Below are 24,582 nucleotides of genomic sequence, written 5' to 3'. Positions count from 1 at the left end.
GTTAGTCATGGTTAGATTAGAGAAGAACGATCCCTTAATGTTGGCTCGCCAGTTACCCTTAAAAACGGTTGCCCTGATACTCGCTGGCGGGCGCGGTACCCGTCTCAAAGATTTGACCATCAAGCGCGCTAAGCCGGCCGTTCACTTTGGTGGTAAGTTTCGTATTATCGATTTTGCCCTGTCCAACTGCCTCAACTCGGGCATTCGCCGCATTGGCGTGATTACGCAATACCAGTCGCACACCCTGGTGCAGCACATCCAGCGCGGCTGGTCCTTCTTCAGCGAAGAGATGAACGAGTTTGTCGACCTGCTGCCCGCGCAGCAGCGCGTTCACGGTGAGAACTGGTATCGCGGCACGGCCGACGCGGTGACGCAAAACCTCGATATCATTCGCCGCTACGGCGCGGAATACATCGTGATCCTCGCCGGGGACCATATCTACAAGCAAGACTACTCCCACATGCTGATCGACCACGTCGAAAAAGGGGCGCGCTGCACCGTGGCGTGCCTGCCGGTGCCCGTTGCGGAAGCCACCGCGTTTGGCGTGATGCACGTGGACGCGGACGACAAGATCATCGACTTCGTTGAAAAACCGGCCAACCCGCCGACCATGCCGGGGGACGACACCAAATCCCTCGCCAGCATGGGGATCTATGTCTTTGACGCCGACTATCTTTACGAGCTTCTCGAAGAAGACGACAAAGACGAAAGCTCCAGCCACGACTTCGGCAAAGACATCATTCCAAAAATCACCCAGGCCGGCATGGCCTATGCACATCCTTTCCCGCTGTCCTGCGTGCAGTCCGATCCCAACTCAGAGCCGTACTGGCGCGACGTGGGCACGCTTGAAGCGTACTGGAAGGCGAACCTGGACCTGGCGTCCGTCACGCCCGAGCTGGATATGTACGACCAGAACTGGCCGATTCGTACGCATATGGAGTCGCTGCCGCCTGCGAAATTCGTGCAGGATCGCTCCGGCAGCCACGGCATGACGCTGAACTCGCTGGTCTCCGGCGGATGCATTATTTCCGGCTCGGTGGTGGTGCAATCCGTCCTGTTCCCGCGCGTGCGGATCAACTCATTTTGCAATATCGACTCGGCGGTGCTGCTGCCGGACGTGTGGGTGGGGCGCTCGTGCCGCCTGCGCCGCTGTGTGATAGACCGCGCCTGCGTCATTCCTGAAGGAATGGTGATTGGCGAGAACGCGGAAGAAGACGCGCGTCGTTTCTACCGTTCAGAAGAGGGGATTGTATTAGTTACGCGGGAAATGCTGCGCAAACTGCAGATCAAACAGGAGCGATAATGCAGGTTTTACACGTATGTTCTGAGATGTTCCCGCTGCTGAAAACCGGCGGGCTGGCGGATGTACTTGGCGCGCTACCGGCAGCGCAAATTGCCGCAGGAACCCACGCGCGCGTGCTCCTGCCCGCGTTCCCGGATATCCGCCGCGGCGTTCCCGATGCGCAGGTGGTGACGCGCCGTGAGACGTTCGCCGGGCGCATCACCCTGCTGTTCGGTCATTACAACGGCGTTGGCATCTATATGATTGATGCCCCACACCTTTACGACCGCCCCGGCAGCCCGTACCACGACACTAACCTGTTCGCCTATACGGACAACGTGCTGCGCTTTGCGCTGCTTGGCTGGGTAGGGGCGGAGATGGCCAGCGGGCTGGACCCGTTCTGGCGGCCGGAAATCGTGCATGCGCACGACTGGCACGCCGGCCTGGCGCCAGCGTACCTGGCGGCGCGCGGGCGACCGGCGAAATCGGTCTTTACCGTGCATAACCTGGCGTATCAGGGCATGTACTACGCCCATCATATGAATGACATCGATCTGCCGTGGTCGTTCTATAACATGCACGGGCTGGAGTTTAACGGGCAGATCTCGTTCCTGAAGGCCGGTTTGTACTATGCGGACCATATCACGGCGGTCAGCCCGACCTATGCCCGCGAAATCACGCAGCCGGAGTTTGGCTACGGCATGGAGGGGCTGCTTCAGCAGCGGCACCGTGAAGGACGCCTGTCCGGCATCCTGAACGGCGTGGATGAAAAAATCTGGAGCCCGGAGGCCGACCTCCTGCTGACGTCACGCTACGGCCGCGACGCGCTGGAGGAGAAGGCGGAGAACAAGCGCCAGCTGCAAATTGCGATGGGCCTGAAGGTCAACGACAAGGTGCCGCTCTTCGCGGTGGTCAGCCGCCTGACCAGCCAGAAAGGGCTGGATTTGGTGCTGGAGGCGCTGCCTGGCCTGCTGGAGCAGGGCGGCCAGCTGGCGCTGCTCGGCGCGGGGGATCCGGTGTTGCAGGAAGGCTTCCTGGCGGCGGCGGCGGAACATCCGGGGCAGGTGGGCGTGCAGATCGGCTATCACGAGGCGTTCTCGCACCGCATTATGGGCGGCGCGGACGTGATTCTGGTGCCGAGCCGCTTCGAACCCTGCGGCCTGACGCAGCTCTACGGGCTGAAATACGGCACCCTGCCGCTGGTGCGGCGCACGGGCGGCCTGGCGGATACCGTCTCCGACACCTCGCTGGAAAACCTGGCGGACGGCGTGGCGACCGGATTTGTATTTGAGGACAGCAATGCGTGGTCACTGCTGCGGGCCGTCCGGCGTGCATTCGTCCTGTGGTCGCGTCCTTCGCTGTGGCGCTACGTTCAGCGCCAGGCAATGTCCATGGACTTTAGCTGGCACGTTGCGGCGCAGTCCTACCGCGATCTTTATCAACGCTTGATGTAACGAGGCGAAGTTACCGATATGAATGCTCCTTTTAGCTACTCTTCACCCACGCTTAGCGTTGAGGCATTAAAGCACTCCATTGCCTACAAGCTGATGTTCACCATCGGCAAAGATCCGGTTATCGCCAACAAGCACGAGTGGCTGAACGCTACGCTGTTTGCCGTGCGCGATCGCCTGGTGGAGCGCTGGCTGCGCTCCAACCGCGCCCAGCTCTCGCAGGAAACGCGGCAGGTTTACTACCTGTCGATGGAATTTTTGATTGGCCGCACCCTCTCTAACGCCCTGCTGTCGCTCGGGATTTACGAAGACGTCAAAAACGCGCTGGAAGAGATGGGTCTGGATCTGGAAGAGCTGATTGACGAAGAGAACGACCCCGGCCTCGGCAACGGCGGCCTTGGCCGCCTGGCCGCCTGCTTCCTCGACTCGCTCGCGACGCTGGCGCTGCCGGGCCGCGGCTACGGCATCCGCTACGACTACGGCATGTTTAAGCAGAATATCGTCGACGGGCGGCAAAAAGAGTCTCCGGACTACTGGCTGGAGTACGGCAACCCGTGGGAATTTAAGCGCCACAATACGCGCTACAAGGTGCGCTTTGGCGGGCGCATCCAGCAGGAAGGGAAAAAATCCCGCTGGGTGGAAACGGAAGAGATCCTCGCCGTGGCCTATGACCAGATCATCCCCGGCTACGACACCGACGCCACCAACACGCTTCGCCTGTGGAGCGCCCAGGCGAGCAGCGAGATCAACCTCGGTAAATTCAACCAGGGCGACTACTTCGCGGCGGTGGAAGATAAAAACCACTCCGAAAACGTCTCCCGCGTGCTGTACCCGGACGACTCGACCTATTCGGGCCGCGAGCTGCGCCTGCGCCAGGAGTATTTCCTCGTCTCCTCGACGATTCAGGATATCCTGAGCCGCCACTACCAGCTGCACAAAACCTACGCCAACCTGGCGGATAAAATCGCCATTCACCTCAACGACACCCATCCGGTGCTGTCGATCCCCGAGCTGATGCGCCTGCTGATTGACGAGCACAAGTTCAGCTGGGACGAAGCCTTTGAGGTGACCTGCCAGGTGTTCTCCTACACCAACCACACGCTGATGAGTGAAGCGCTGGAGACCTGGCCGGTGGACATGCTCGGCAAAATCCTGCCGCGCCATCTGCAGATCATCTTTGAGATTAACGACTACTTCCTGAAAACGCTCCAGGAGCAGTACCCGAACGATACCGGCCTGCTGAGCCGTACCTCCATAATCGATGAATCTAACGGCCGCCGCGTGCGCATGGCGTGGCTGGCGGTGGTCATTAGCCACAAGGTGAACGGCGTATCGGAGCTGCACTCGAACCTGATGGTGCAGTCGCTGTTCGCCGACTTCGCGAAGATCTTCCCGACGCGCTTCTGCAACGTGACCAACGGCGTTACGCCGCGCCGCTGGCTGGCGCTGGCGAACCCGCCGTTGTCAGACGTGCTGGATGAAAATATTGGGCGCACCTGGCGTACCGATTTGGGCCAACTGAGCGAGCTTGAGCAGCACATTGACTTCCCGACGGTGAACAAGGCCGTGCGCGAAGCCAAGCTGGCGAACAAAAAGCGCCTGGCGGTGTATCTTGCGATGCACATGAACGTTGTGGCGAATCCGAAGGCGCTGTTCGACGTGCAGATCAAGCGCATCCACGAATACAAACGCCAGCTGATGAACGTGCTGCACGTGATCACCCACTACAACCGCATCAAGGCCGACCCTACCGCCGAGTGGGTGCCGCGCGTGAAGATCTTTGCCGGTAAGGCGGCTTCGGCCTATTACATGGCGAAGCACATCATCCATCTCATCAACGACGTGGCGAAGGTGGTCAACACCGATCCGGACGTTGGCGATAAGCTGAAGGTGGTGTTTATTCCAAACTACAGCGTGAGCCTGGCGCAGCTGATCATCCCGGCGGCGGATCTGTCCGAGCAGATTTCAACGGCGGGGACGGAAGCGTCCGGCACCAGCAACATGAAGTTTGCCCTCAACGGCGCGCTGACCATCGGCACGCTCGACGGTGCGAACGTTGAAATGCTGGAGCACGTGGGCGCGGATAACATCTTTATCTTCGGCAATACGACGGAAGAGGTGGAGGAACTGCGCAGGCAGGGCTACCAGCCGCGCCAGTACTACGAAGAAGATGAAGAGCTTCGTCAGGTGCTGACGCAAATCGCCACCGGCGTCTTCAACCCGGACGAGCCGAGCCGCTACCGCGACCTGGTGGATTCGCTGATTAACTTTGGCGATCACTATCAGGTGCTGGCGGACTACCGCAGCTACGTGGACTGTCAGGATAGGGTGGACGCGCTGTACCGCAATCAGGAGGAGTGGGCCACGAAGGCGATGCACAATATTGCCAACATGGGCTATTTCTCATCGGACAGGACCATCAAGGAGTATGCCGATACCATTTGGCATATTGATCCGGTGCGGTTGTAAAAGCAAAACGGCAACGTCGGTTGCCGTTGTTACTGTTTGTTCCCTCTCCCCGTGGGAGAGGGGCAGGGTGAGGGCATTAGCCCGCACCGATCGTATTACGACGCCAAAGACAGCTCACGCTTTCCCGCGTTTTGCGCCAGCCACTGCGCCACGCGGGACTGCTGCTCGGCGTTGAGCCACATCCCTTCCTTCGTACGGCGCCAGATGGCGTCGTCCAGTCGACGCACCCATTCGTGTTCCACCAGGTAGCGCAGCTCGGCTTCGTACAGCTCGTGCCCGAAGTGTTCGCCGAGGTCGGCAATCTCCTTCGCATCGCCCAGCAGCAGCTCGGTGTTGCTGCCGTAGGTGCGCGCATAGTGGCGCGCCATGTTTTCGGTGATGAACGGATAGCGGCGGCGCAGCTTCGCGGCATAGTCGTCGCGATTATTCCCGATATCGCCGCCCGGCAGCACGGCGTCCTTGGTCCACGCCTGGCCGATGCCTTTGTAGTACGGCGTCAGTTTTTCCAGCGCGTGCTCGGCCAGCTTGCGGTAGGTGGTCAGCTTGCCGCCAAACACCGACAGCAGCGGCGCCTGGCCGTCAACGTCGTGAATGTCGAGCGTATAGTCGCGGGTGATGGCCTGCGGGGAATCAGACTCATCGTCGCACAGCGGACGCACGCCGGAGTAGGTCCAGACCACGTCATCGCGCGCCAGCTGTTTCTTGAAGTGCGCGTTGTAGACTTTGAGCAGGTAGTTGACCTCGCTCTCGTCGATCTCGACGTTTTTCGGATCGCCTTTGTACTCCACGTCGGTGGTGCCGATGATGGAGAACTCGTCCATCCACGGGATCACAAACACGATGCGCTTGTCTTCGTTTTGCAGAATGTAGGCCTGCTTTTGCGTGTGTACGCGCGGCACTACGATATGGCTGCCTTTGATCAGGCGAATGCCGTACGGAGAGGGCAGGTGCATACCGTCGTCAAAGAACTGTTTGACCCACGGGCCAGTGGCGTTCACCAGGCCGCGCGCCTTCCAGCTGAATTTCTCGCCGGTGTCGATGTCTTCCGCTTCCACAATCCACAGGCCGTTTTCGCGGCGAGCGGCGGTCGCGCGGGTGCGGGTTTTTACCTCGCCGCCTTTTTTCACCACCATCTGCGCGTTGGCCAGCACCAGGCGCGCATCGTCTACCCAGCAGTCGGAATATTCGAAACCGCGCACGATTTCCGGCTTAAGGACCGACTCTGAGCCAAAACGCAAGCCGTTCGAACCCGGCAGGCTGGTGCGTTTGCCCAGATGATCGTACATAAACAGGCCAATGCGGATCATCCACGCCGGACGCAGGTGCGGGCGGTGCGGCAGGCGAAAGCGCATCGGGATCGCCAGGTGCGGGGCCATTTTCAGCAGCACTTCGCGTTCGGCCAGCGCTTCGCTCACCAGGCGAAACTCGTAGTGTTCCAGGTAGCGCAGGCCGCCGTGGATCAGTTTTGAGCTGGCGGAGGATGTCGCGCAGGCGAGATCGTTAGCTTCCAGCATCAGTACGGACAAACCGCGTCCTGCGGCATCTACCGCAATACCGGCACCGTTGATGCCGCCGCCTATCACAATCAGATCTTTGGTTTCCATAACACCCTCACGCGCTTTCGTTAAAGCTCAAAAATGTTCGATATCGCTCATAATAGCAAAGGAACGCGCTTTTGGTAACATCAAAAAAACAATTTAGAGTGATATGGATAACATAATGGCGTTTACCCGCCGCCAGGACGTACACTACGGGGTAAAATAGTGCGGTGAAACGCCACCCCTCACCCTAACCCTCTCCCCAGAGGGGCGAGGGAATGTTTTGCTCCCTCTCCCTTTCAGGGAGAGGGCTGGGGTGAGGGTCAGCAAGCCGCATAAAATCTGAATAATCGAAAGAGAACACCATGGAACAGTTTGAATGTATTAACGTAGAAGAAGCCCACCAGAAGATGCACCAGGGAACGGCGGTGCTGGTGGATATTCGCGATCCGCAGAGCTTTGCCATGGGCCACACCCCGGGCGCGTTCCATCTCACCAACGACACGCTGGGCGCGTTTATGCGCGATAACGACTTCGACACGCCGGTGATGGTGATGTGCTACCACGGCAACAGCAGCAAAGGCGCGGCGCAATATCTGCTCCAGCAGGGCTACGACGCGGTCTACAGCGTCGACGGCGGCTTTGATGCCTGGCACCGCCATTTCCCGGCAGAAGTTGAGCACGCGTTCGGGGGCTAAAACCTCTATACTGTCCCCTTTTGTGTGGAAATAAGCGACCGCTGCCATGTTGATGATCACCTCCTTTACCAACCCGCGCGTCGCCCAGGCGTTTGTCGACTATATGGCGACGCAGGGCGTTATTTTGACCATCCAGCAACATACCCAGACCGACGTCTGGCTGGCCGACGAGAGCCAGGCCGCGCGGGTGAACGACGAGCTGGCGCGCTTTCTGGAAAACCCCGGTGACCCGCGCTACCTGGCCGCGAGCTGGCAGTCCGGCCACACCGGAAGCGGCCTGCACTACAGCCGTTTCCCTTTCCTCGCCACCCTCCGCGAGCGCGCGGGGCCGTTTACGCTGCTGCTGATGGCGGCCTGCATTATCGTCTTCATCATCATGAACGTGGTGGGCGACCAGAGCGTAATGATTGCCCTCGCGTGGCCGTACGATCCGTCGCTGCAGTTTGACCTCTGGCGCTACTTCTCCCACGCGCTGATGCACTTCTCCGTGATGCATATTCTCTTCAACCTGCTGTGGTGGTGGTATCTCGGCGGCGCGGTGGAGAAGCGCCTCGGAAGCGGCAAGCTGATTGTCATTACGGTCATCAGCGCCCTGCTGAGCGGCTATGTGCAGCACAAGTTTAGCGGCCCGTGGTTCGGCGGATTATCTGGCGTGGTGTACGCCCTGATGGGGTACGTCTGGCTCAGGGGCGAACGCGAACCGGAAAGCGGCATTTATCTGCAGCGCGGGCTGATAGCCTTTGCGTTAATATGGTTAATTGCCGGATGGTTTGATCTGTTTGGTATGTCGATCGCCAACGGTGCGCACGTCACCGGGCTGGCCGTTGGGCTGGCGATGGCGCTTGCCGATACGCTTCATGCGCGAAAACGAACATAATTCCAGGGATATTTCATGAAACAAACACAGCGTCATGACGCCATTATCGAGCTGGTTAAAAAACAGGGATACGTCAGCACCGAAGAGCTGGTTGAGCAGTTTGCCGTTAGCCCACAAACGATTCGTCGCGATCTGAACGACCTGGCCGATCAGAGCCGCATTCTGCGCCACCACGGCGGCGCGGCGCTGCCGTCCAGCTCGGTCAACACCTCCTGGCATGACCGCAAGGCCACGCAAACCGCCGAGAAAGAGCGTATTGCCCGCAAGGTGGCAAGCCAGATCCCGAACGGCGCGACCCTGTTTATTGATATCGGCACCACGCCGGAAGCGGTGGCCCACGCGTTGCTGGATCACGAGAACCTGCGCGTGGTGACCAACAACCTGAACGTGGCGAATACCCTGATGCAGAAAGACGATTTCCGCATCATCCTGGCGGGCGGCGAGCTGCGCAGCCGCGACGGTGGAATTATTGGCGAAGCGACGCTCGATTTTATCTCCCAGTTCCGCCTCGATTTCGGCATTCTGGGGATCAGCGGCATCGACAGCGACGGCTCGCTGCTGGAGTTTGATTATCACGAGGTCCGCACCAAGCGGGCGATCATCGAGAACTCGCGCCACGTGATGCTGGTGGCGGACCACTCGAAGTTTGGCCGTAATGCGATGGTGAACATGGGCAGCATCAGCATGGTCAACGCGCTTTACACCGACGTCATGCCGCCGGCGGGCGTTCTGCAGGTGATTAAAGATAATAATCTGCAGCTAGAGTTGTGTTGAGAAGCCTTTCTCCCTCTCCCCGTGGGAGAGGGCATCAGGCCGCACAAAACCTACACGCCGTACCCCATCATTTTCAACAGCTGCTGCGCATGCTGCACCGCATCCTGACGGTGCGCTACGCCGAGCTTCTGGTACAGATTTCGGATGTGCGTTTTGATGGTGGTTGCCGCCACCGCCAGCTCCCCGGCAATCTGCTCATTGCTATAGCCTGAATAGATCAGCCCCAGCACCTGCCATTCGCGCTGGGTGAGCGGGCTGGTGCGGATAAGCTCCGGCACTTCCGGATGGTTCAGCAGGCGTTCAACGAAGTTTTCGTCGAAATGGGCGAACTTGTGCCGATGATGCTGGTTAATCTCGCGCAGGATACGCTGGGCGCGGTGCTGGTCCAGCTCCGGCAAGGTATTGAGCTGAATCAGCTGGCGCAGCTGCTGCGCCATCACTTCGCCTTCAATCACAAAGTGGCTGATAAACCCGGTGCGGTTAGCCAGCTGCAGCGCTTCCAGCAGCACGCGCTGGGCGTCATTCTTGCGGCCAGCCTGCCAGTACAGCTGATTGAGCAGCAGCAGGTTGCGGTTGAGATCGCTCATCAGGCGCAGGCTGCGGGCATTTTCATTCAGCTCTTCCAGCACAATCTCCGCAGGCTCGAACTCGCCCAGCAGGATCTGCGCGCGGGCGATGTTGCGCCACTGGCTTTGCAGGAAGTGGTTATTGGCAAATTCCGGCTTCGGCGTCTGGCGCAGCCAGTTGGCGGCGGATTTCTTGTCGCCAATCATCTGCCAGTAGATCACCCGCACCTTATCGGCATTTGATACCCAGTCGCTGTGGTACTGGCCGTTGCCGAGCAGGTTTTCCAGACGGTTAAGGTGGTTACGCGCGTTGTCCAGATCGCCGCGCGCCAGCGAGCACTGCACCAGCAGGGCCAGGCACTGAAGCTGCTGCTGCGGCTGGAAGCTGGAGAGTACGTTAACGCCCTGACGCGCGCAGCTTTCCGCCTCGTCGAGACGCGACCACGCCCACAGCAGCTGGGCGCGAATGCGCAACAGGAACTCGTGCATCGGCAGCTGTTCAAGGTGCTGATCGCGAATCAGCTGGAACGCTTTTTCCTGGTTCTCCCAGGCGGCCTGCAGGAACCCCTGCGCAAATAAAATTTCGCTCTGCTGGATCAGGCTCCAGAGCGCGTAGTGCCACACGTCGTGGCGGCGCGCCATCTGCTCGGTTTGCTGCATTAAGGAGAGCGAGCGGGTGAGGTCGCCTTTGCAGTGCAGCACTTCGCCGTGCACTGACGTTGCAACGATGCGGCTGTAGAAGTTCGCCAGCGGCAGCTCGTCGAGCGCTATCATGGCCAGGCGTTCGGCCTCTTCCGGATCGCCATCGTTGATCGCCACTTGGGCGCGCAGCGCGTTAAATTCGCCGTGCAGGGTGGCGTCCATTTCGCTTTCCATCTCCTGCTCGGCGCGGGCCAGCAGGGTGTTGACTTCGCTGTAGCGGTGCTGGCTCTGCATCAGCCAGGCCTGCAGCAGCACCAGGCGCGGGTTTTCCAGCAGGCTTTCCCACGGCAGCGCTTTTAGCGACTCTTCGAGCAGCGTCAGCTCGCTGTGGTTAAACAGCCCCCACGCGTGGTTTAGCAGGATATCGCGCAGCATTGCGGCGTCACCCGCGGCGAGCGCGTGGTGAATGGCTTCGCTCGGGAAGCCCTGCGCCATCCAGCTTTCCGCCGCGGCGCGGTGTATATCCGGCAGTTCAACCGCCAGCTCCCACTGGCAGCGCTGGCGCAGGAAGCTGCCAAACAGCGGATGATAGCTAAACCATTCGCCCGGGTCGTCCATGCGCGTCAGGAACAGGCCCTGGCGCTCAATCTCTTCGAGCTGGAGCTGGCCGTTTTCGCAGCCGGTCACGCGCACAATCAGCGCGTCGTTCATCGAGCGCAGCAGGGAGCTTTTCAGCAGGAAATTGCGGGTCGCGGGATCGACGCTGTCCAGCACTTCGTCCACCAGATAATCCGACAGGTGGCTGGCGTTAATTCCGGCCAGGCGGCGCGCGGACTGGTGCGCCGGGCTGTTATTCTGCCGGGCCGACAGGGCAATCAGCTGCAGCGCCGTGGCCCAGCCCGCAACGTCATCGCACAGGCGGCTGCTTTCAGATGCCTCAATCGGCGAGGTCATGCGGCAGTCAAAGAACTGTTTTGCTTCCTGATGGGTAAAGGCGAGCTGCTGGCTGCCGATCTCCAGGAGCTGATCGCGCACGCGCAGGTTGGCGATGCCGAGCTGCGGCAAATTGCGCGACAGCACGACCAGCGTGAGGTTCTCGGGCTGATGGCGCAGGAAGAAGCGCATCGACTCGTGGATCACCGGGTTGGTGATCAGATGATAATCGTCAATCACCACGTACAGCGGGCGGTGCCATTCGGCGAGCTCGATAAACAGCTGCGAGAACAGCGAGGAGAGGCTGGCGTACTGGCGCTTTTGCACCATCGTCTCGCTGGCGGCGCAGTGCCCGTTGGTGGCCTGCTGAATCGCGGCAATAAGATAGCTGGCGAAACGCTCCTGCTGGTTATCGCCCTCATCAAGCGAGTACCAGCCAAGATCGCTTTTCCCTGCGGCCCATTGCGAAATGAGCGTCGTTTTTCCGTAACCTGCAGGACTCGTAACCAGCGCCAGTCGGAAATTATGCGCGCCGGAAAGTTTAGCCAGCAGGCGCTCGCGGACCACGGTGTGGTCAAGACGAACCGGGCGACTTAATTTGGACGGAATCAACATAGTTTTCACTTCACTGTGGGTAACGAGAGAATTTATTTTTTTTGCGCTTCGTAATTAATAGCTATAAGTTCGGCCAGAAAGGGAACTATTGCAAGTTATGTCGGGGTTTTATGCCTCTGAATTTGCACTCTGTCACAAAACATTCTGACGCCGGAAGGAACTTTCTCAAAAGGTCCCGCATCCCGCGTGGATACTGGTTTGTCCGCGTTTAGCATGGTGCCGCTGAAACTGGTTTCAGAAAGGTATAGTGTCGTCAAAGGTAATAAAGTTTCGGTAAAGTTGTTCAGGTTTATTTGTGTGCTGAGAACATACTTAACGGCATAAATATTATTCTACGTAAGCAACTATTTCCGTGCGTTTTAATTTCTCAGGAAACGGTATTTCATTTCTTTGACACGCTTCCTCGCTATCTTTTTTCCTGCCGGGCACACTCGAGGATGCGATTCAGAGTGGCCTCGATCACACTTTTATGCTCATCCCCGCTACTCCTCCCTGTCTAATCCCCTCCAGGAGGAGGAAGAGGTGAAATGAGCCAGGCACACTAGCGCCAAATGTTTTTCTCTCTACAGGATGCCGATTCCCTATGTCACAGCCAACCTTCAACAAAGCGCAATTTCAGGCTGCACTGACGCGTCAGTGGCAGCGTTTTGGTCTTCAAGCTGCAAACGACATGACGCCCCACCAGTGGTGGCAGGCGGTGAGCGGAGCGCTCGCAGAGCAGCTGGACGCGCAACCGCAGGCGAAGCCCGTCAAGGGCCAGCGCCACGTGAACTATATTTCGATGGAGTTTCTGATTGGCCGCCTGACGGGCAACAACCTGCTTAACCTCGGCTGGTACCAGGACGTGGGCGACGTGCTGAAAGAGCACGACGTGAACCTGACCGACCTGCTGGAAGAAGAGACCGATCCGGCGCTGGGCAACGGCGGCCTGGGACGCCTGGCGGCCTGCTTCCTCGACTCTATGGCAACGGTGGGGCAGTCGGCCATCGGCTATGGCCTGAACTACCAGTACGGCCTGTTCCGCCAGTCGTTTGCCGACGGGCATCAGATGGAAGCGCCGGACGACTGGCACCGCAACACCTACCCGTGGTTCCGCCACAACGCGCAGCTGGACGTGCAGGTCGGTATTGGCGGCAAGGTGTCGAAACAGGGCCTCTGGGAGCCAGCGTTTACCATTACCGGTGAAGCCTGGGATCTGCCGGTGCTCGGCTACCGCAACGGCGTGTCGCAGCCGCTGCGCCTGTGGCAGGCGAAGCACGCGCACCCGTTCAACCTGACCAAATTCAACGACGGCGATTTCCTGCGCGCAGAACAGCAGGGCATCGACGCCGAGAAGCTGACCAAAGTGCTGTACCCGAACGACAACCATCTGGCGGGCAAAAAGCTGCGCCTGATGCAGCAGTACTTCCAGTGCGCCTGCTCCGTGGCCGACATCCTGCGCCGTCACCACCTCGCGGGCCGCAAACTGGCGCAGCTGCCGGACTTCGAGGTCATTCAGCTTAACGACACGCACCCGACGATTGCCATCCCCGAGCTGCTGCGCGTGCTGATTGACGAACATCAGCTGAGCTGGGACGACGCCTGGGCGATTACCAGCCGCACGTTCGCTTACACCAACCACACCCTGATGCCGGAAGCGCTGGAGTGCTGGGACGAGAAGCTGGTGAAGGCGCTGCTGCCGCGCCATATGCAGATCATCAATAAGATTAACGAGCAGTTCAAAACGCTGGTGGAGAAAACCTGGCCGGGCGATAAGGCGGTCTGGGCGAAGCTGGCCGTGGTGCACGACAGGCAGGTGCGCATGGCGAACATGTGCGTGGTGAGCGGCTTTGCCGTCAACGGCGTGGCGGCGCTGCACTCCGACCTGGTGGTCAAAGATCTGTTCCCGGAATACCACCAGCTGTGGCCGACCAAATTCCACAACGTGACCAACGGCATCACGCCGCGCCGCTGGATCAAGCAGTGCAACCCGCTGCTGGCCGGCCTGCTGGACAAGACCCTGAAGAAAGAGTGGGCCAACGACCTGGACCAGCTTATCAGCCTGGAAAAACAGGCCGATAACGCGAAATTCCGCGAAGAATACCGCGCCATCAAGCTGGAAAACAAAGTGCGCCTGGCCGCGTTCGTGAAAATGCGCACCGGGATTGAAATCAACCCGAACGCGATTTTCGACATCCAGATTAAGCGCCTGCACGAGTACAAGCGCCAGCACCTGAACCTGCTGCACATTCTGGCGCTGTACAAAGAGATCCGCGAGAACCCGAACGCCGACCGCGTGCCGCGCGTGTTCCTGTTCGGCGCGAAGGCGGCGCCGGGCTACTACCTGGCGAAGAACATCATCCTCGCCATCAACAAGGTGGCGGAAGCGATCAACAACGATCCGAAGGTGGGCGATAAGCTGAAGGTGGTGTTCCTGCCGGACTACTGCGTCTCCGCGGCGGAAATGCTGATCCCGGCGGCGGATATCTCCGAGCAGATCTCCACCGCGGGTAAAGAGGCGTCCGGTACCGGCAACATGAAGCTGGCGCTCAACGGCGCGCTGACCGTCGGCACGCTCGACGGCGCGAACGTCGAGATCGCCGAGAAGGTGGGCGAAGAGAACATCTTTATCTTCGGCCATACTGTTGAAGAAGTGAAAGCCATTAAGGCCAAAGGCTACGACCCGGTGAAGTGGCGTAAAAAAGACAAAGTGCTGGATGCGGTGCTGAAAGAGCTGGAGAGCGGAAAATACAGCGACGGCGACAAGCACGCGTTTGACCAGATGCTGCACAGCATGGGCAAACAGGGCGGCGACCCGTATCTGGTCATGGCGGACTTCACGGCCTACGTGGACGCGCAAAAGCAGGTCGACGTGCTGTACCGCGACCAGGAAGCCTGGACCCGCGCGTGCATTCTGAACACCGCGCGCTGCGGCATGTTCAGCTCTGACCGCTCAATCCGTGATTATCAGGCCCGTATCTGGCAGGCAAAACGCTAAGGAAGCGCGATGGAGAGTAAACGTCTGGACAGTGCCGCGCAGGCGGCGGGAATTAGCCTCAGTTACATCAACGCGCACGGCAAGCCGCAGTCTATTGGTGCGGAAACCAAAAGACGTTTGCTGGATGCCATGCACAAACCCGACGCGAACGCGTCGGCTGCGCCGATACCGAACGTGAAGGTCTTTACCGCGGGCAAAAAGATGCCGCTGGCGGTAAGCGGGCGCGGCGAGTTTAGCTGGCTGCTGACCACCGAAGAGGGCGAGCAGCACAAGGGCCACGCGACGGGCGGCAAAACGCTTAACCTTCCGGCGAAGCTGCCGGAGGGCTACCACACGCTCACCCTCACCCAGGACGACAGCCGCTTTCACTGTCGGCTGATCGTCGCGCCACAGCGCTGCTACGAGCCGCAGGCGCTGCGGGAGGGCAAAAAGCTGTGGGGCGCCTGCGTGCAGCTCTACACGCTGCGCTCCGACAGCAACTGGGGCATCGGCGATTTTGGCGATCTGAAAAAGATGCTGGCCTCAGTAGGCGAGCGCGGCGGCGCGTTTATCGGCCTCAATCCGATCCACGCGCTCTATCCGGCAAACCCGGAGAGCGCCAGCCCGTACAGCCCGTCGTCCCGCCGCTGGCTGAACGTGATTTATATCGACGTTAACGCGTTAGACGATTTCAAAAACAGCAAAGAGGCGCAGGCGTGGTGGAAACTCAGTACCACGCAGCAGGCGCTGAAGCAGGCGCGCGAGGCCGACTGGGTGGATTACGCCACCGTCACGGCGCTGAAAATGGCCGCGCTGCGCATGGCGTGGAAAGGCTTTTCGCAGCGCGATGACGAGCAAATGGCCGCGTTCCGCCAGTTTGTGATGCAGGAGGGCGAAAGCCTTTACTGGCAGGCGGCCTTTGACGCGCTGCACGCGTATCAGGTGAAAGAAGACGAAATGCGCTGGGGCTGGCCGGTATGGCCGAAGGCGTATCGCTCCGTCGACGCGCCGGAAGTAAAAGCCTTCTGTGAAAAATACGCCGACGAAGTGGATTTCTACCTGTGGCTGCAGTGGCTGGCCTACAGCCAGTTCGCCGCCTGCTGGCAGGTCAGCCAGGGCTATAAGATGCCGATCGGCCTCTATCGCGATCTGGCGGTCGGCGTAGCGGAAGGCGGGGCGGAAACCTGGTGCGACCGCGAGCTGTACTGCCTAAAAGCTTCCGTTGGCGCGCCGCCGGATATTCTCGGCCCGCTCGGCCAGAACTGGGGCCTGCCGCCGATGGACCCGCACGTGATGGCCGCCCGCGCCTACGAGCCGTTTATCGACCTGCTGCGCGCCAACATGCAGAACTGCGGCGCGCTGCGCATTGACCACGTGATGTCCGTGCTGCGCCTGTGGTGGATACCTTACGGTGAAACCGCCGACCACGGCGCCTACGTGCAGTATCCGGTGGACGATCTGCTGTCGATCCTCGCCCTGGAGAGCAAACGCCATCAGTGCATGGTGATCGGTGAAGATCTCGGGACCGTGCCGGTGGAGATCGTCAGCAAGCTGCGCGACAGCGGCGTTTACTCTTACAAAGTGCTCTATTTCGAGAACGACCATGAGAAAACCTTCCGCGCGCCGGAGGCGTACCCGGAACAGTCAATGGCAGTCGCGACGACGCATGACCTTCCTACGCTTCGCGGCTATTGGGAAAGCGGCGATCTGACGCTCGGCAAAACGCTGGGGCTTTATCCGGATGAAGACGTCCTGCTTGAGCTGTACCAGGACCGCGAGCTGTCGAAGCAGGGGCTGCTGGATGCGCTGCACCAGCACGGCTGCCTGCCGAAAAGCGCCGGTCACAAGGCGTCGCTGATGTCGATGACCGCCACGCTCAACCGTGGTTTACAGCGCTATATTGCCGACAGCAACAGCGCGCTGCTTGGCCTGCAGCCGGAAGACTGGATTGATATGGCAGAGCCGGTGAACATTCCGGGGACCAGCTATCAGTACAAGAACTGGCGCCGCAAGCTGTCGGTGAGCCTTGAGAAGATGTTTGCCGATGACGGGGTGAACAGGCTGATTAAGGATTTGGATAAGCGCAGAAGGGCGGTGGGTAAGAAGCGGTAAATACACTCCTCACTCCTCGCCCCTCTCCCCATAGGGGCGAGGGGCGCGATCGGTTCCCTCTCCCCTATGGGGAGAGGGTTAGGGTGAGGGGCATCAAATCACCATATTTAACAGCAGCACCCCGATCAGACCGCACACCGAAATGATGGTTTCCAGCGCGGACCAGGACTTGATGGTTTCACCGATGGTCAGGTTGAAGTACTCCTTGAACAGCCAGAAGCCCGGATCGTTAACGTGAGAGAAAATCACGCTACCGGAACCGACCGCGATAACCATCAGCTCAGGGCTCACGCCCGTGGTTGCAATCAGCGGCGCAACGATACCACCGGCGGTGATCGCCGCAACGGTTGCAGAGCCGAGCGCGATGCGCAGAACCGCAGCGATAGACCACGCCATCAGCAGCGGTGACACGTTGGTTTCATGCATCATGGCCGCGATGTATTTGTCCACGCCGCTGTCGACCAGCACCTGCTTGAACGCGCCGCCGCCGCCGATGATCAGCAGCATCATGGCGATGATTTTGATGGAAGAGGTCAGCGTGTCGTTGATCTGATCCATTGAACGACCGCGGTTAAGACCGAAGGTGAACATCGCGATCAGTACCGCAATCAGCGTTGCCATGACCGGGTCGCCGAGGAATTCCGCCACGGCCAGGAACGCGTGGCCTTTTGGCAGGATCATCTCCGCTACGGCGCGCATCGCCATCAGAATAACCGGCACCAGCGAGGTCCAGACGCTGACGCCGAAGCCAGGCATCTCTTCTTCAGTAAAGGTTTTCGCGCTGTACAGGCCTTCCGGGATTGGCTTATCAATGCCTTTCAGGAAGCGTGCGTATACCGGGCCTGCCAGAATCACGGTTGGGATCGCAAGAATGGTACCGAACAGCAGGGTTTTACCCATATCGGCGTGGAAAATGGTCGCAATGGCGGTTGGGCCCGGGTGCGGAGGCAGGAAGCCGTGGGTCACGGACAGCGCCGCCGCCATCGGCACGCCGACGAACAGCAGCGGGATATTTGCCGCCGCGGCGATGGTGAAGACCAGCGGCAGCATCAGCACGAAGCCGACTTCATAGAACAGCGCAAAACCGACGGTGAAGCCGGTTAACACGACGGCCCACTGAATGTGCTGCTTGCCGAATTTATCGATCAGCGTGGTGGCAATGCGCTGTGCGCCACCGCAGTCCGCCAGCATTTTGCCGAGCATGGCGCCAAAGCCCATGATAAGGGCGAGGCTGCCGAGGGTGCCGCCGACGCCCGCTTTAATCGAGCTAATGACTTTTACCAGCGGCATGCCTTGCATCAGACCGACTGCAAGCGCCACCAGAACCAGAGCGATAAATCCGTTCATCTTGAAGCGGATCATCAAGAGCAGTAATAACACAACACCGATAGCGACGATGACTAATGGCATGATTTACCTGGCCTTTAATTGTTATGGGTAACGTCTGTGTTTCGACGACAATGTCCGGTTGTCCCAACTGGGAACAGAGCGATAACGGCACTCAGACTGTTGCCTTGTAAACGGATAAGTTTAGTCGGCTGTTATGAAGGCGTTGAGTGCCCACGCGAATGATACGGGTAACATCACGGGATTGAGAATCACCTAAGGAGGCTAAATTTGAATTATGAGACGCAGGTCAATATATGGAGGGGAGGTAAACGCAAAACGGCAACGTGCGTTGCCGTTTTATAGTGCTTGTTCCCTCTCCCTGTGGGAGAGGTCATCAAACCGCGCTGTTTTTGCAGGCCCGGTAAGCGCAGCGCCACCGGGAAAAGGCAGACGGCTTAGTAGTAGGAGTGCTCGCCGCGCTGGTGCTCGGTCAGATCGCGCACGCCTTTCAGCTCCGGGAACTCGTTCAGCAGCTGCTTTTCGATCCCTTCTTTCAGCGTTACGTCGACCATGGAGCAGCCGTTACAGCCGCCGCCGAACTGCAGGATCGCCAGACCGTCTTCGGTGATTTCCATCAGGGAAACCCGACCGCCGTGGCCCGCCAGCTGCGGGTTGATCTGCGATTGCAGCAGGTACTCAACGCGCTCCATCAGCGGGGCATCGTCAGAGACTTTACGCATTTTCGCGTTTGGCGCCTTCAGCGTCAGCTGGGAGCCGAGCTGATCGGTGACGAAGTCAATCTCCGCATCTTCAAGATACGGCGCGCTCAGCTCATCAACATAGGCGGTGAGCTGTTCAAATTTAAGGGCTGTATCGGTGGCTTCTACCGCGTCCGGAGGGCAGTAAGAGACACCACATTCTGCATTCGGAGTGCCTGGATTGATCACAAACACGCGGATCTGCGTCCCTTCTTCCTGATTTGCCAGCAGTTTGGCAAAGTGCGCTTGTGCAGAATCGGAAATACGGATCATAGCTTTGGCCTAATAGTTGACTAAATTACCTGGGTATAATCATACGCCCATTGAAGAAGGGCTACAAGGTACGGCACAGACACCATACCTGAACCGACGCGGCGCCGCTTTGCAAAAGCAGCCGTGAAAGCTCGGCAACGGTGCTGCCCGTGGTGACGACATCATCCACAATCGCGATATGGAGCCCGTTAACCGGTAATTCAAGACGAAAGGCGTTTTTCAGGTTTCTTTTGCGCTGGCGTGCGGTGAGCTGATGCTGTATCGCGGTGGCGCGCAGGCGCGCGATCGCGGCCGCCTCGTAGCGACAGCCCAGCCAGCGGGCAAGCGGACGACAAAGTAAATCGCTTTGGTTGTAGCCTCGCCGCCAGTGGCGGCGGTGATAAAGCGGCACGTTGACGATCAAATCGACCCGCGGCAGGGCGCGCGTTCGCCGCGCCTGCAAAACGGCGAGCAGCATGAGGCGAGCCAGCGGCGGCGCCAGGCTGCTCTGGTGAGAGAACTTAAGCCGGTGTATTAGCCTGCTCAGCGGCAGGACGTAATCATCCACGGCGACCAGCGCGTGCCACGGCGGAGATTTCCGCAGGCAACGGCCGCAGGAGACCGTCTGGCTCACGGCCGGTAAACCGCACTGCGGGCAGCCGCAGAGGCGCCCGCTCTGCGCGCGCGTGCAGACGGAGCAGATCCCCCACCCGCTGAGCGCGAGCGGCATTCGACATAGCCAGCACAGGCCGGGCGCTGTTAGCATGGTCAACCTCCCTGTAAAAAAAGAGAACAATAGCTTATGAAAACGCTGTGGTGGCAGACCGTTGGAACGGGAAATTGCCATCTTGTGCTGCTGCACGGATGGGGACTGAATGCGGAGGTGTGGCGTTGCGTAACGGAGGAACTGTCCTCGCATTTTACGCTGCATCTGGTGGACCTGCCGGGGTATGGCCGCAGCCGGGATTTCGGCGCGATGTCGCTGGAAGCGATGGCGGATATCGTGCTGGACGCCGCGCCGCAAAAGGCCATCTGGCTCGGCTGGAGCCTGGGCGGGCTGGTTGCAAGCAAGATTGCCCTGACGCACCCTGAGCGCGTAGAGGCGCTGGTCACGGTCGCGTCGTCGCCGTGCTTCAGCGCCAGAGAGGCGTGGCCGGGCATCAAGCCGGAGGTGCTGTCCGGGTTCCAGCAGCAGCTGAGCGAGAACTTCCAGCGCACCGTTGAGCGCTTCCTTGCCCTGCAAACCCTCGGCACCGAGACGGCGCGGCAGGACGCTCGCGCGCTGAAAAACACGGTTCTTTCGCTGCCGATGCCGGGAGTAGACGCGCTGAACGGCGGCCTGGACATGCTGAAGACGGTCGATCTGCGCGAGCCGCTTGCGTCGCTGGCGATGCCGCACCTGCGCATTTACGGCTATCTCGACGGGCTGGTGCCGCGCAAGGTTGTGCCGCTGCTTGACGCGCGCTGGCCGGAAAGCGAATCACTGGTCATTGCCAAAGCGGCGCATGCGCCGTTTATCTCCCATCCCGCTGAGTTTTGCGCGGCGCTGATTGCGCTACGTCAACGCTTGCGCTGATTGTTTTCTGCTCCACCTGGCAAAAGTCACCCGCGGCAACAATACTCAACGTGTCGCTGCGGTTGTTTCGCCGACGATGATCAAAACAACAATCTAAGGAGAGTCATGTCTATGAAACTTGTTACTGGTATTGTTACGTCTCTGGTTATTGGGTCACTGTCCTTCGGCGTTATGGCTGCGCAGGAGCTGGAAAAAGATAAGGTGAAAGAGATGAATCTCACCAAAGTGGGCGAGATCACCACCTCGGATACCACCGCGCCGATGGACGCGAAAAAAGAACTGTCGAAAAAAGCGGATGAGCTGGGCGGAAAATATTTCGTGGTCACCAGCGCGCAGAAAGACACCAAAAACGTGCATGCCACGGCGGTCGTCTACAAGTAAGTATGCCCAACGGCGCTGCGCTAGCGCAGCGCCCACCACTCCCGAATGCACGCCTTGCCTTCCGGGCAGCTTTTACAGCTTCCTGATAAACAGCCGCGCGCATCCTCCTGGATCCGGATGGCCTTACCCATGGCCTCCAGCCTTTCGAGCATGGCATCGATCATCGGCTGCGGCGTGCTAAGCGCGACGCTAATCTGGTTAGCCTCCATACGCCCCTGCAGCGCCAGCAGATCGCGAACCTGAATCAACGATGCCATTCTTGCCGCCTTAGTGGCAATCGCCCGCCGGGCTGCTGCAGCAGCTCGTCGGCGTCTTGCGGGTGGCAAGCAGGTTGACGTTCACGCGGCTGCGCGCCCGGCGCAGCAGGCCGATGACGACAACGTTGAACAGCAGCACCGCCAGAATGCAAACCAGGCTGTAGCGCGGGTGCTGGCTGAAGTTGACCGTCTGGTAGAAGACCGTGGCCAGCGAGTACGCAATGTTCAGACCCCACAGGATAGAGAAGCCCATCCAGCCGCGGCTCGATTCACGGGCAATGGCCCCCATCACCGAGATGCACGGAATGTAGAGCAGAACGAAAATCAGGTAGCTGTAGGCCGCAGACGCGCTGCCAAACTTCTCGCCCATTACGCCCATCGCGCCCGTTGCCATCTCGCCGTCGCCCTTGCTGGCTTCAATCGGGTTCGCCAGCACGCTCAGGCTGAAGGTGTCCTTCAGGCTCTGCCAGGTCTCTTCCATCGCGCCGAGCAGCTCGTCGCCGAGGTTAAACTCCGCCGGGTTAAATTCCGCTTCCTGAATGTTTTCGGCAGTGTAGAGCGTGTTCAGCGTGCCGACGACCACCTCTTTTGCCATCGCGCCGGTGAACAGGCCCACGGTCGCCTGCCAGTTATCCTCATGCACGCCGATCGGCTTGAAGATTGGGGTGATGAGGCGGCTGACGGAGGCGAGGGCGGAATCGTTAATGTTATCCGCCGCCTGGCCGCTCAGCGTGAAGCTGTTCAGCGCGCTCAGGAAGATGCTCACGATAACAATCACCTTACCCGCGCGCAGCACGAAGCCTTTCAGGCGCTGCCAGGTCTGGATAATCAGGCTTTTCAGGTGCGGAACGTGGTAAACCGGCAGTTCCATCACGAACGGGGACGCTTCGCCGCGCATGATGGTGTGCTTCAGCATCAGGCCGGTCAGGATTGCCATGACGATACCGAGCACGTACAGCGAGAAGACCGCCAGCGCGCCGTTTTGGCCGAAGAAGGCCGCGGCAAAGACGGCGAAGATCGCCAGACGCGCGCCGCAGGACATAAACGGCGCCATCATGATGGTCATCAGGCGTTCGCGCGGCGCGTCGAGCGTGCGCGCGCCCATCACCGACGGCACGTTACAGCCGAAGCCGACGATCAGCGGCACGAACGATTTGCCCGGCAGGCCCAGCGCCTGCATCAGACGGTCCATCACGAACGCGGCGCGCGCCATGTAGCCGGAGTCCTCGAGGAAGGAGAGGAACAGGTACATCATGCCGATTTGCGGCACCAGCGGAAGCACGGTATTGATACCGCCGCCCAGGCCCTGAGCGAGGAAAATCGTCAGCCATTCCGGGAAGTGCAGGGTGTAGCCCAGCCACTGAATGCCGTGGACGAAGAGGGCAACCGAGCCCGCGTCGAAAATGGGCTGGAGCGCGCCGCCGATGTTAATGGCGAGCAGGAACATCACGTACATCACCAGCAGAAAGACCGGCAGGCCGAGGAAGCGGTTGAGCACGATTTTATCGACGGCGGCGGTAAAGCGGCTTGGCTCTGCCGTTAGGGCGTTACTGACCACTTCGCAGGTGGCGGCAATAGCCTGATAGCGCGCATCGGCAATATGAAGGGCGGGATCGTCGAGTTCGTCCTTCAGGTGCGCCAGAGAAATATCAAGCTTATCCGCCGCCTCGCCCGCATAGGCGCGGCTGTAGATATCTCCTTCCAGCATCTGCAGGCCAAGCCACAGGCGCTGTTTCGCAGGCATGCTTTTGTCCATCTCCTGCGCCAGCAAATTGGCTTCGCGCAGCAGCGGCTGGGCGTAATGCACTAGCTCGACGTCATCGTTGCCCGCGTGGCGGTCAATTGCCAGCTTCAGGGCGTCGATGCCGCGCGCGCGGGTAGAGACCAGCGGCACGACGGGACAGCCCAGACGCGCGGAGAGGGCATCCACGTCAATGCGCAGCTTCTGCTTTTCCGCGATATCGAGCATGTTGAGCGCCACGATGCACGGGATGCCCAGCTCCAGCAGCTGCAGCGTCAGGTAAAGGTTGCGCTCAAGGTTAGAGGCATCGACGACGTTAATGAGTAAATCGGCATCGCCGCTCAGAATATAGTGGCAGGCGATTTGCTCATCGAGCGACGTTTGCGACGAAATGGTGGTTAACGAATAGGTGCCGGGCAGGTCAACCAGGGTGACCTGATTGTCCGTCGTGGTGAACTGGCCTTCTTTGCGTTCAACCGTTACGCCTGCCCAGTTACCGACGCGCTGGCGCGCGCCCGTGAGCTGGTTAAATAGGGTTGTCTTGCCGGAATTAGGATTGCCAATTAAGCCAATAGTTAATTTTTTCATTGTTTTAGACTCACTGAACCGCTGGCTGTTATCGGGATAACGCTTCAACTTCAATTAAGGCGAGGTCTTTCTTACGTAAAACCAAATTTACCCGTCGGGTTTCGATATGCACCGGATCGCCCAGCGGCGCCACGCGCACGACCTGGAACGACGAGCCGGGCAGCATGCCCAGCGAGAGCAGCTTTTGCCGATAGGCCGGGCTAATTTCACGGGTGAAACCGATAATTTTCCATGCACTGTCTGGAGTGAATTGCATAGCGCCTACTTTCACGAGAGGTTAAATAATCTACACTGCGATGATAATGAGAATAGTTTTTATCAGCAATATTAAAACTGTGACGGAATGTTGTTAGCGGTATTAATTTACGGACTGTTTGACCTTGCTCAATATTTGCCGACGTGCCGGGAAAACGAAAAGGAGAGTATTTGTTAACGGGGTGATAATTCGTGGTTTAAATAAGGATGTGCAATCGGTTTCATATATTATTGCCCTATTTCCCCTCACCCCGACCCTCTCCCCAAAGGGGCGAGGGGGAGAAAGACCGCACCGTGTAGTTCCCTCTCCCCAAAGGGGCGAGGGGGAAAAGACCGCACCGTGCAGTCCCCTCTCCCCAAAGGGGCGAGGGGGGAAAGACCGCACCGTGCAGTCCCTCTCCCCAAAGGGCCGAGGGGGGAAAGACCGCACCGTGCAGTCCCTCTCCCCAAAGGGGCGAGGGGGGAAAGACCGCACCGTGCAGTCCCTCTCCCCAAAGGGTCGAGGGGGAAAAGACCGCACCGTGCAGTCCCT

18 protein-coding genes are annotated in these 24,582 nt (G+C 59.4%); 10 read left to right on the top strand and 8 right to left on the bottom strand.

Translation table 11 applies throughout. The features are described from left to right. The first annotated feature begins 7 nt into the window (after nucleotides 1-7). Genes glgC through glgP form a run of 3 tightly spaced genes read left to right on the top strand, consistent with a single transcriptional unit; the run spans nucleotide 8 to nucleotide 5,202 of the window. Complete coding sequence (glgC, locus tag V1599_RS01355) at nucleotides 8-1,303, top strand: glucose-1-phosphate adenylyltransferase (protein ID WP_112011800.1); 1,296 nt, start codon at nucleotides 8-10, stop codon at nucleotides 1,301-1,303. Beyond that, complete coding sequence (gene glgA / locus V1599_RS01350) at nucleotides 1,303-2,736, top strand: glycogen synthase GlgA (protein WP_112011799.1); 1,434 nt, start codon at nucleotides 1,303-1,305, stop codon at nucleotides 2,734-2,736. The genes glgC and glgA overlap by 1 nt, the downstream gene beginning before the upstream one ends. An 18-nt stretch (nucleotides 2,737-2,754) precedes the next feature. After that, on the top strand, nucleotides 2,755-5,202 hold the full coding sequence (gene glgP / locus V1599_RS01345) for a glycogen phosphorylase (RefSeq protein ID WP_112011798.1): 2,448 nt from the start codon (nucleotides 2,755-2,757) through the stop codon (nucleotides 5,200-5,202). 95 nt (nucleotides 5,203-5,297) lie between these two features. On the opposite strand, the gene glpD is transcribed toward glgP, so the two are convergent. Continuing rightward, nucleotides 5,298-6,806, bottom strand: a complete 1,509-nt coding sequence (glpD, locus tag V1599_RS01340; RefSeq protein WP_112011797.1) for a glycerol-3-phosphate dehydrogenase — start codon at nucleotides 6,804-6,806, stop codon at nucleotides 5,298-5,300. Between the two features lie 299 nt (nucleotides 6,807-7,105). Here glpD and glpE point away from each other — a divergent pair, with 299 nt between their 5' ends. From glpE to V1599_RS01325, 3 genes are read left to right on the top strand one after another with little or no spacing between them, the layout of a single operon-like run. After that, a complete protein-coding gene (gene glpE / locus V1599_RS01335) occupies nucleotides 7,106-7,438 on the top strand; it encodes a thiosulfate sulfurtransferase GlpE (RefSeq protein WP_112011796.1) in 333 nt (110 codons plus the stop codon). A 46-nt stretch (nucleotides 7,439-7,484) separates the two neighbouring features. Beyond that, on the top strand, nucleotides 7,485-8,315 hold the full coding sequence (gene glpG / locus V1599_RS01330) for a rhomboid family intramembrane serine protease GlpG (protein WP_112011795.1): 831 nt from the start codon (nucleotides 7,485-7,487) through the stop codon (nucleotides 8,313-8,315). Between the two features lie 15 nt (nucleotides 8,316-8,330). Continuing rightward, nucleotides 8,331-9,089 (top strand): DeoR/GlpR family transcriptional regulator, encoded by a 759-nt coding sequence (locus V1599_RS01325; RefSeq protein ID WP_112011794.1) that lies wholly within the window; start codon nucleotides 8,331-8,333, stop codon nucleotides 9,087-9,089. Nucleotides 9,090-9,139: 50 nt separating this feature from the next. Here V1599_RS01325 and malT read toward each other — a convergent pair whose 3' ends face one another. Further along, entirely contained in the window at nucleotides 9,140-11,845 is a 2,706-nt protein-coding gene (malT, locus tag V1599_RS01320) for an HTH-type transcriptional regulator MalT (protein ID WP_395300908.1), read from the bottom strand. Between the two features lie 583 nt (nucleotides 11,846-12,428). Between malT and malP the strand changes: the two genes are divergently transcribed. Together malP and malQ are read left to right on the top strand one after the other, a co-directional pair. Beyond that, nucleotides 12,429-14,822 (top strand): maltodextrin phosphorylase, encoded by a 2,394-nt coding sequence (malP, locus tag V1599_RS01315; protein ID WP_395300907.1) that lies wholly within the window; start codon nucleotides 12,429-12,431, stop codon nucleotides 14,820-14,822. Nucleotides 14,823-14,831: 9 nt separating this feature from the next. After that, nucleotides 14,832-16,913, top strand: coding sequence for a 4-alpha-glucanotransferase (gene malQ, locus V1599_RS01310; protein WP_395300906.1), 2,082 nt, complete (start codon nucleotides 14,832-14,834; stop codon nucleotides 16,911-16,913). Nucleotides 16,914-17,006: 93 nt separating this feature from the next. Here malQ and gntT read toward each other — a convergent pair whose 3' ends face one another. From gntT to gntX, 3 genes are all read right to left on the bottom strand, one after another. Next, nucleotides 17,007-18,323 carry a gluconate transporter gene (gene gntT / locus V1599_RS01305; RefSeq protein WP_395300905.1) on the bottom strand — a complete coding sequence of 439 codons (1,317 nt, stop codon included), beginning with the start codon at nucleotides 18,321-18,323 and terminating at the stop codon, nucleotides 17,007-17,009. A 374-nt stretch (nucleotides 18,324-18,697) separates the two neighbouring features. After that, nucleotides 18,698-19,273 (bottom strand): Fe-S biogenesis protein NfuA, encoded by a 576-nt coding sequence (gene nfuA / locus V1599_RS01300; RefSeq protein WP_003861601.1) that lies wholly within the window; start codon nucleotides 19,271-19,273, stop codon nucleotides 18,698-18,700. A gap of 61 nt (nucleotides 19,274-19,334) precedes the next feature. Then, on the bottom strand, nucleotides 19,335-20,018 hold the full coding sequence (gntX, locus tag V1599_RS01295) for a DNA utilization protein GntX (protein ID WP_112011789.1): 684 nt from the start codon (nucleotides 20,016-20,018) through the stop codon (nucleotides 19,335-19,337). Between the two features lie 36 nt (nucleotides 20,019-20,054). On the opposite strand from gntX, the gene bioH reads away from it, so the two are divergent. Further along, entirely contained in the window at nucleotides 20,055-20,828 is a 774-nt protein-coding gene (bioH, locus tag V1599_RS01290) for a pimeloyl-ACP methyl ester esterase BioH (RefSeq protein WP_112011788.1), read from the top strand. A gap of 111 nt (nucleotides 20,829-20,939) precedes the next feature. Next, nucleotides 20,940-21,209 (top strand): YdgH/BhsA/McbA-like domain containing protein, encoded by a 270-nt coding sequence (locus tag V1599_RS01285; RefSeq protein ID WP_112011854.1) that lies wholly within the window; start codon nucleotides 20,940-20,942, stop codon nucleotides 21,207-21,209. A gap of 20 nt (nucleotides 21,210-21,229) precedes the next feature. Here V1599_RS01285 and feoC read toward each other — a convergent pair whose 3' ends face one another. The 3 genes from feoC to feoA are packed head-to-tail and all read right to left on the bottom strand — an operon-like array spanning nucleotide 21,230 to nucleotide 24,051. After that, the gene (gene feoC / locus V1599_RS01280; protein ID WP_112011787.1) at nucleotides 21,230-21,466 is read right to left on the bottom strand and encodes a [Fe-S]-dependent transcriptional repressor FeoC; all 237 of its coding nucleotides are present in this window, start codon (nucleotides 21,464-21,466) and stop codon (nucleotides 21,230-21,232) included. Nucleotides 21,467-21,476: 10 nt separating this feature from the next. Then, entirely contained in the window at nucleotides 21,477-23,795 is a 2,319-nt protein-coding gene (gene feoB / locus V1599_RS01275) for a Fe(2+) transporter permease subunit FeoB (RefSeq protein WP_395300904.1), read from the bottom strand. 28 nt (nucleotides 23,796-23,823) lie between these two features. Further along, entirely contained in the window at nucleotides 23,824-24,051 is a 228-nt protein-coding gene (gene feoA / locus V1599_RS01270) for a ferrous iron transporter A (protein WP_024907908.1), read from the bottom strand. Nucleotides 24,052-24,582 lie beyond the last annotated feature (531 nt).

The organism is Enterobacter sp. ECC-175 (genome assembly GCF_043968675.1).
Lineage (GTDB): Bacteria > Pseudomonadota > Gammaproteobacteria > Enterobacterales > Enterobacteriaceae > Enterobacter.
This window is presented reverse-complemented; position numbering and strand designations above follow the sequence as displayed.

Bases quoted from the DNA above. Each gene is read 5' to 3' on its own strand.
- glgC (WP_112011800.1), top strand. From the start codon at position 8: ATGGTTAGATTAGAGAAGAACGATCCCTTAATGTTGGCTCGCCAGTTA.
- glgA (WP_112011799.1), top strand. From the start codon at position 1,303: ATGCAGGTTTTACACGTATGTTCTGAGATGTTCCCGCTGCTGAAAACC.
- glgP (WP_112011798.1), top strand. From the start codon at position 2,755: ATGAATGCTCCTTTTAGCTACTCTTCACCCACGCTTAGCGTTGAGGCA.
- glpD (WP_112011797.1), bottom strand. From the start codon at position 6,806: ATGGAAACCAAAGATCTGATTGTGATAGGCGGCGGCATCAACGGTGCC.
- glpE (WP_112011796.1), top strand. From the start codon at position 7,106: ATGGAACAGTTTGAATGTATTAACGTAGAAGAAGCCCACCAGAAGATG.
- glpG (WP_112011795.1), top strand. From the start codon at position 7,485: ATGTTGATGATCACCTCCTTTACCAACCCGCGCGTCGCCCAGGCGTTT.
- V1599_RS01325 (WP_112011794.1), top strand. From the start codon at position 8,331: ATGAAACAAACACAGCGTCATGACGCCATTATCGAGCTGGTTAAAAAA.
- malT (WP_395300908.1), bottom strand. From the start codon at position 11,845: ATGTTGATTCCGTCCAAATTAAGTCGCCCGGTTCGTCTTGACCACACC.
- malP (WP_395300907.1), top strand. From the start codon at position 12,429: ATGTCACAGCCAACCTTCAACAAAGCGCAATTTCAGGCTGCACTGACG.
- malQ (WP_395300906.1), top strand. From the start codon at position 14,832: ATGGAGAGTAAACGTCTGGACAGTGCCGCGCAGGCGGCGGGAATTAGC.
- gntT (WP_395300905.1), bottom strand. From the start codon at position 18,323: ATGCCATTAGTCATCGTCGCTATCGGTGTTGTGTTATTACTGCTCTTG.
- nfuA (WP_003861601.1), bottom strand. From the start codon at position 19,273: ATGATCCGTATTTCCGATTCTGCACAAGCGCACTTTGCCAAACTGCTG.
- gntX (WP_112011789.1), bottom strand. From the start codon at position 20,018: ATGCTAACAGCGCCCGGCCTGTGCTGGCTATGTCGAATGCCGCTCGCG.
- bioH (WP_112011788.1), top strand. From the start codon at position 20,055: ATGAAAACGCTGTGGTGGCAGACCGTTGGAACGGGAAATTGCCATCTT.
- V1599_RS01285 (WP_112011854.1), top strand. From the start codon at position 20,940: ATGAAACTTGTTACTGGTATTGTTACGTCTCTGGTTATTGGGTCACTG.
- feoC (WP_112011787.1), bottom strand. From the start codon at position 21,466: ATGGCATCGTTGATTCAGGTTCGCGATCTGCTGGCGCTGCAGGGGCGT.
- feoB (WP_395300904.1), bottom strand. From the start codon at position 23,795: ATGAAAAAATTAACTATTGGCTTAATTGGCAATCCTAATTCCGGCAAG.
- feoA (WP_024907908.1), bottom strand. From the start codon at position 24,051: ATGCAATTCACTCCAGACAGTGCATGGAAAATTATCGGTTTCACCCGT.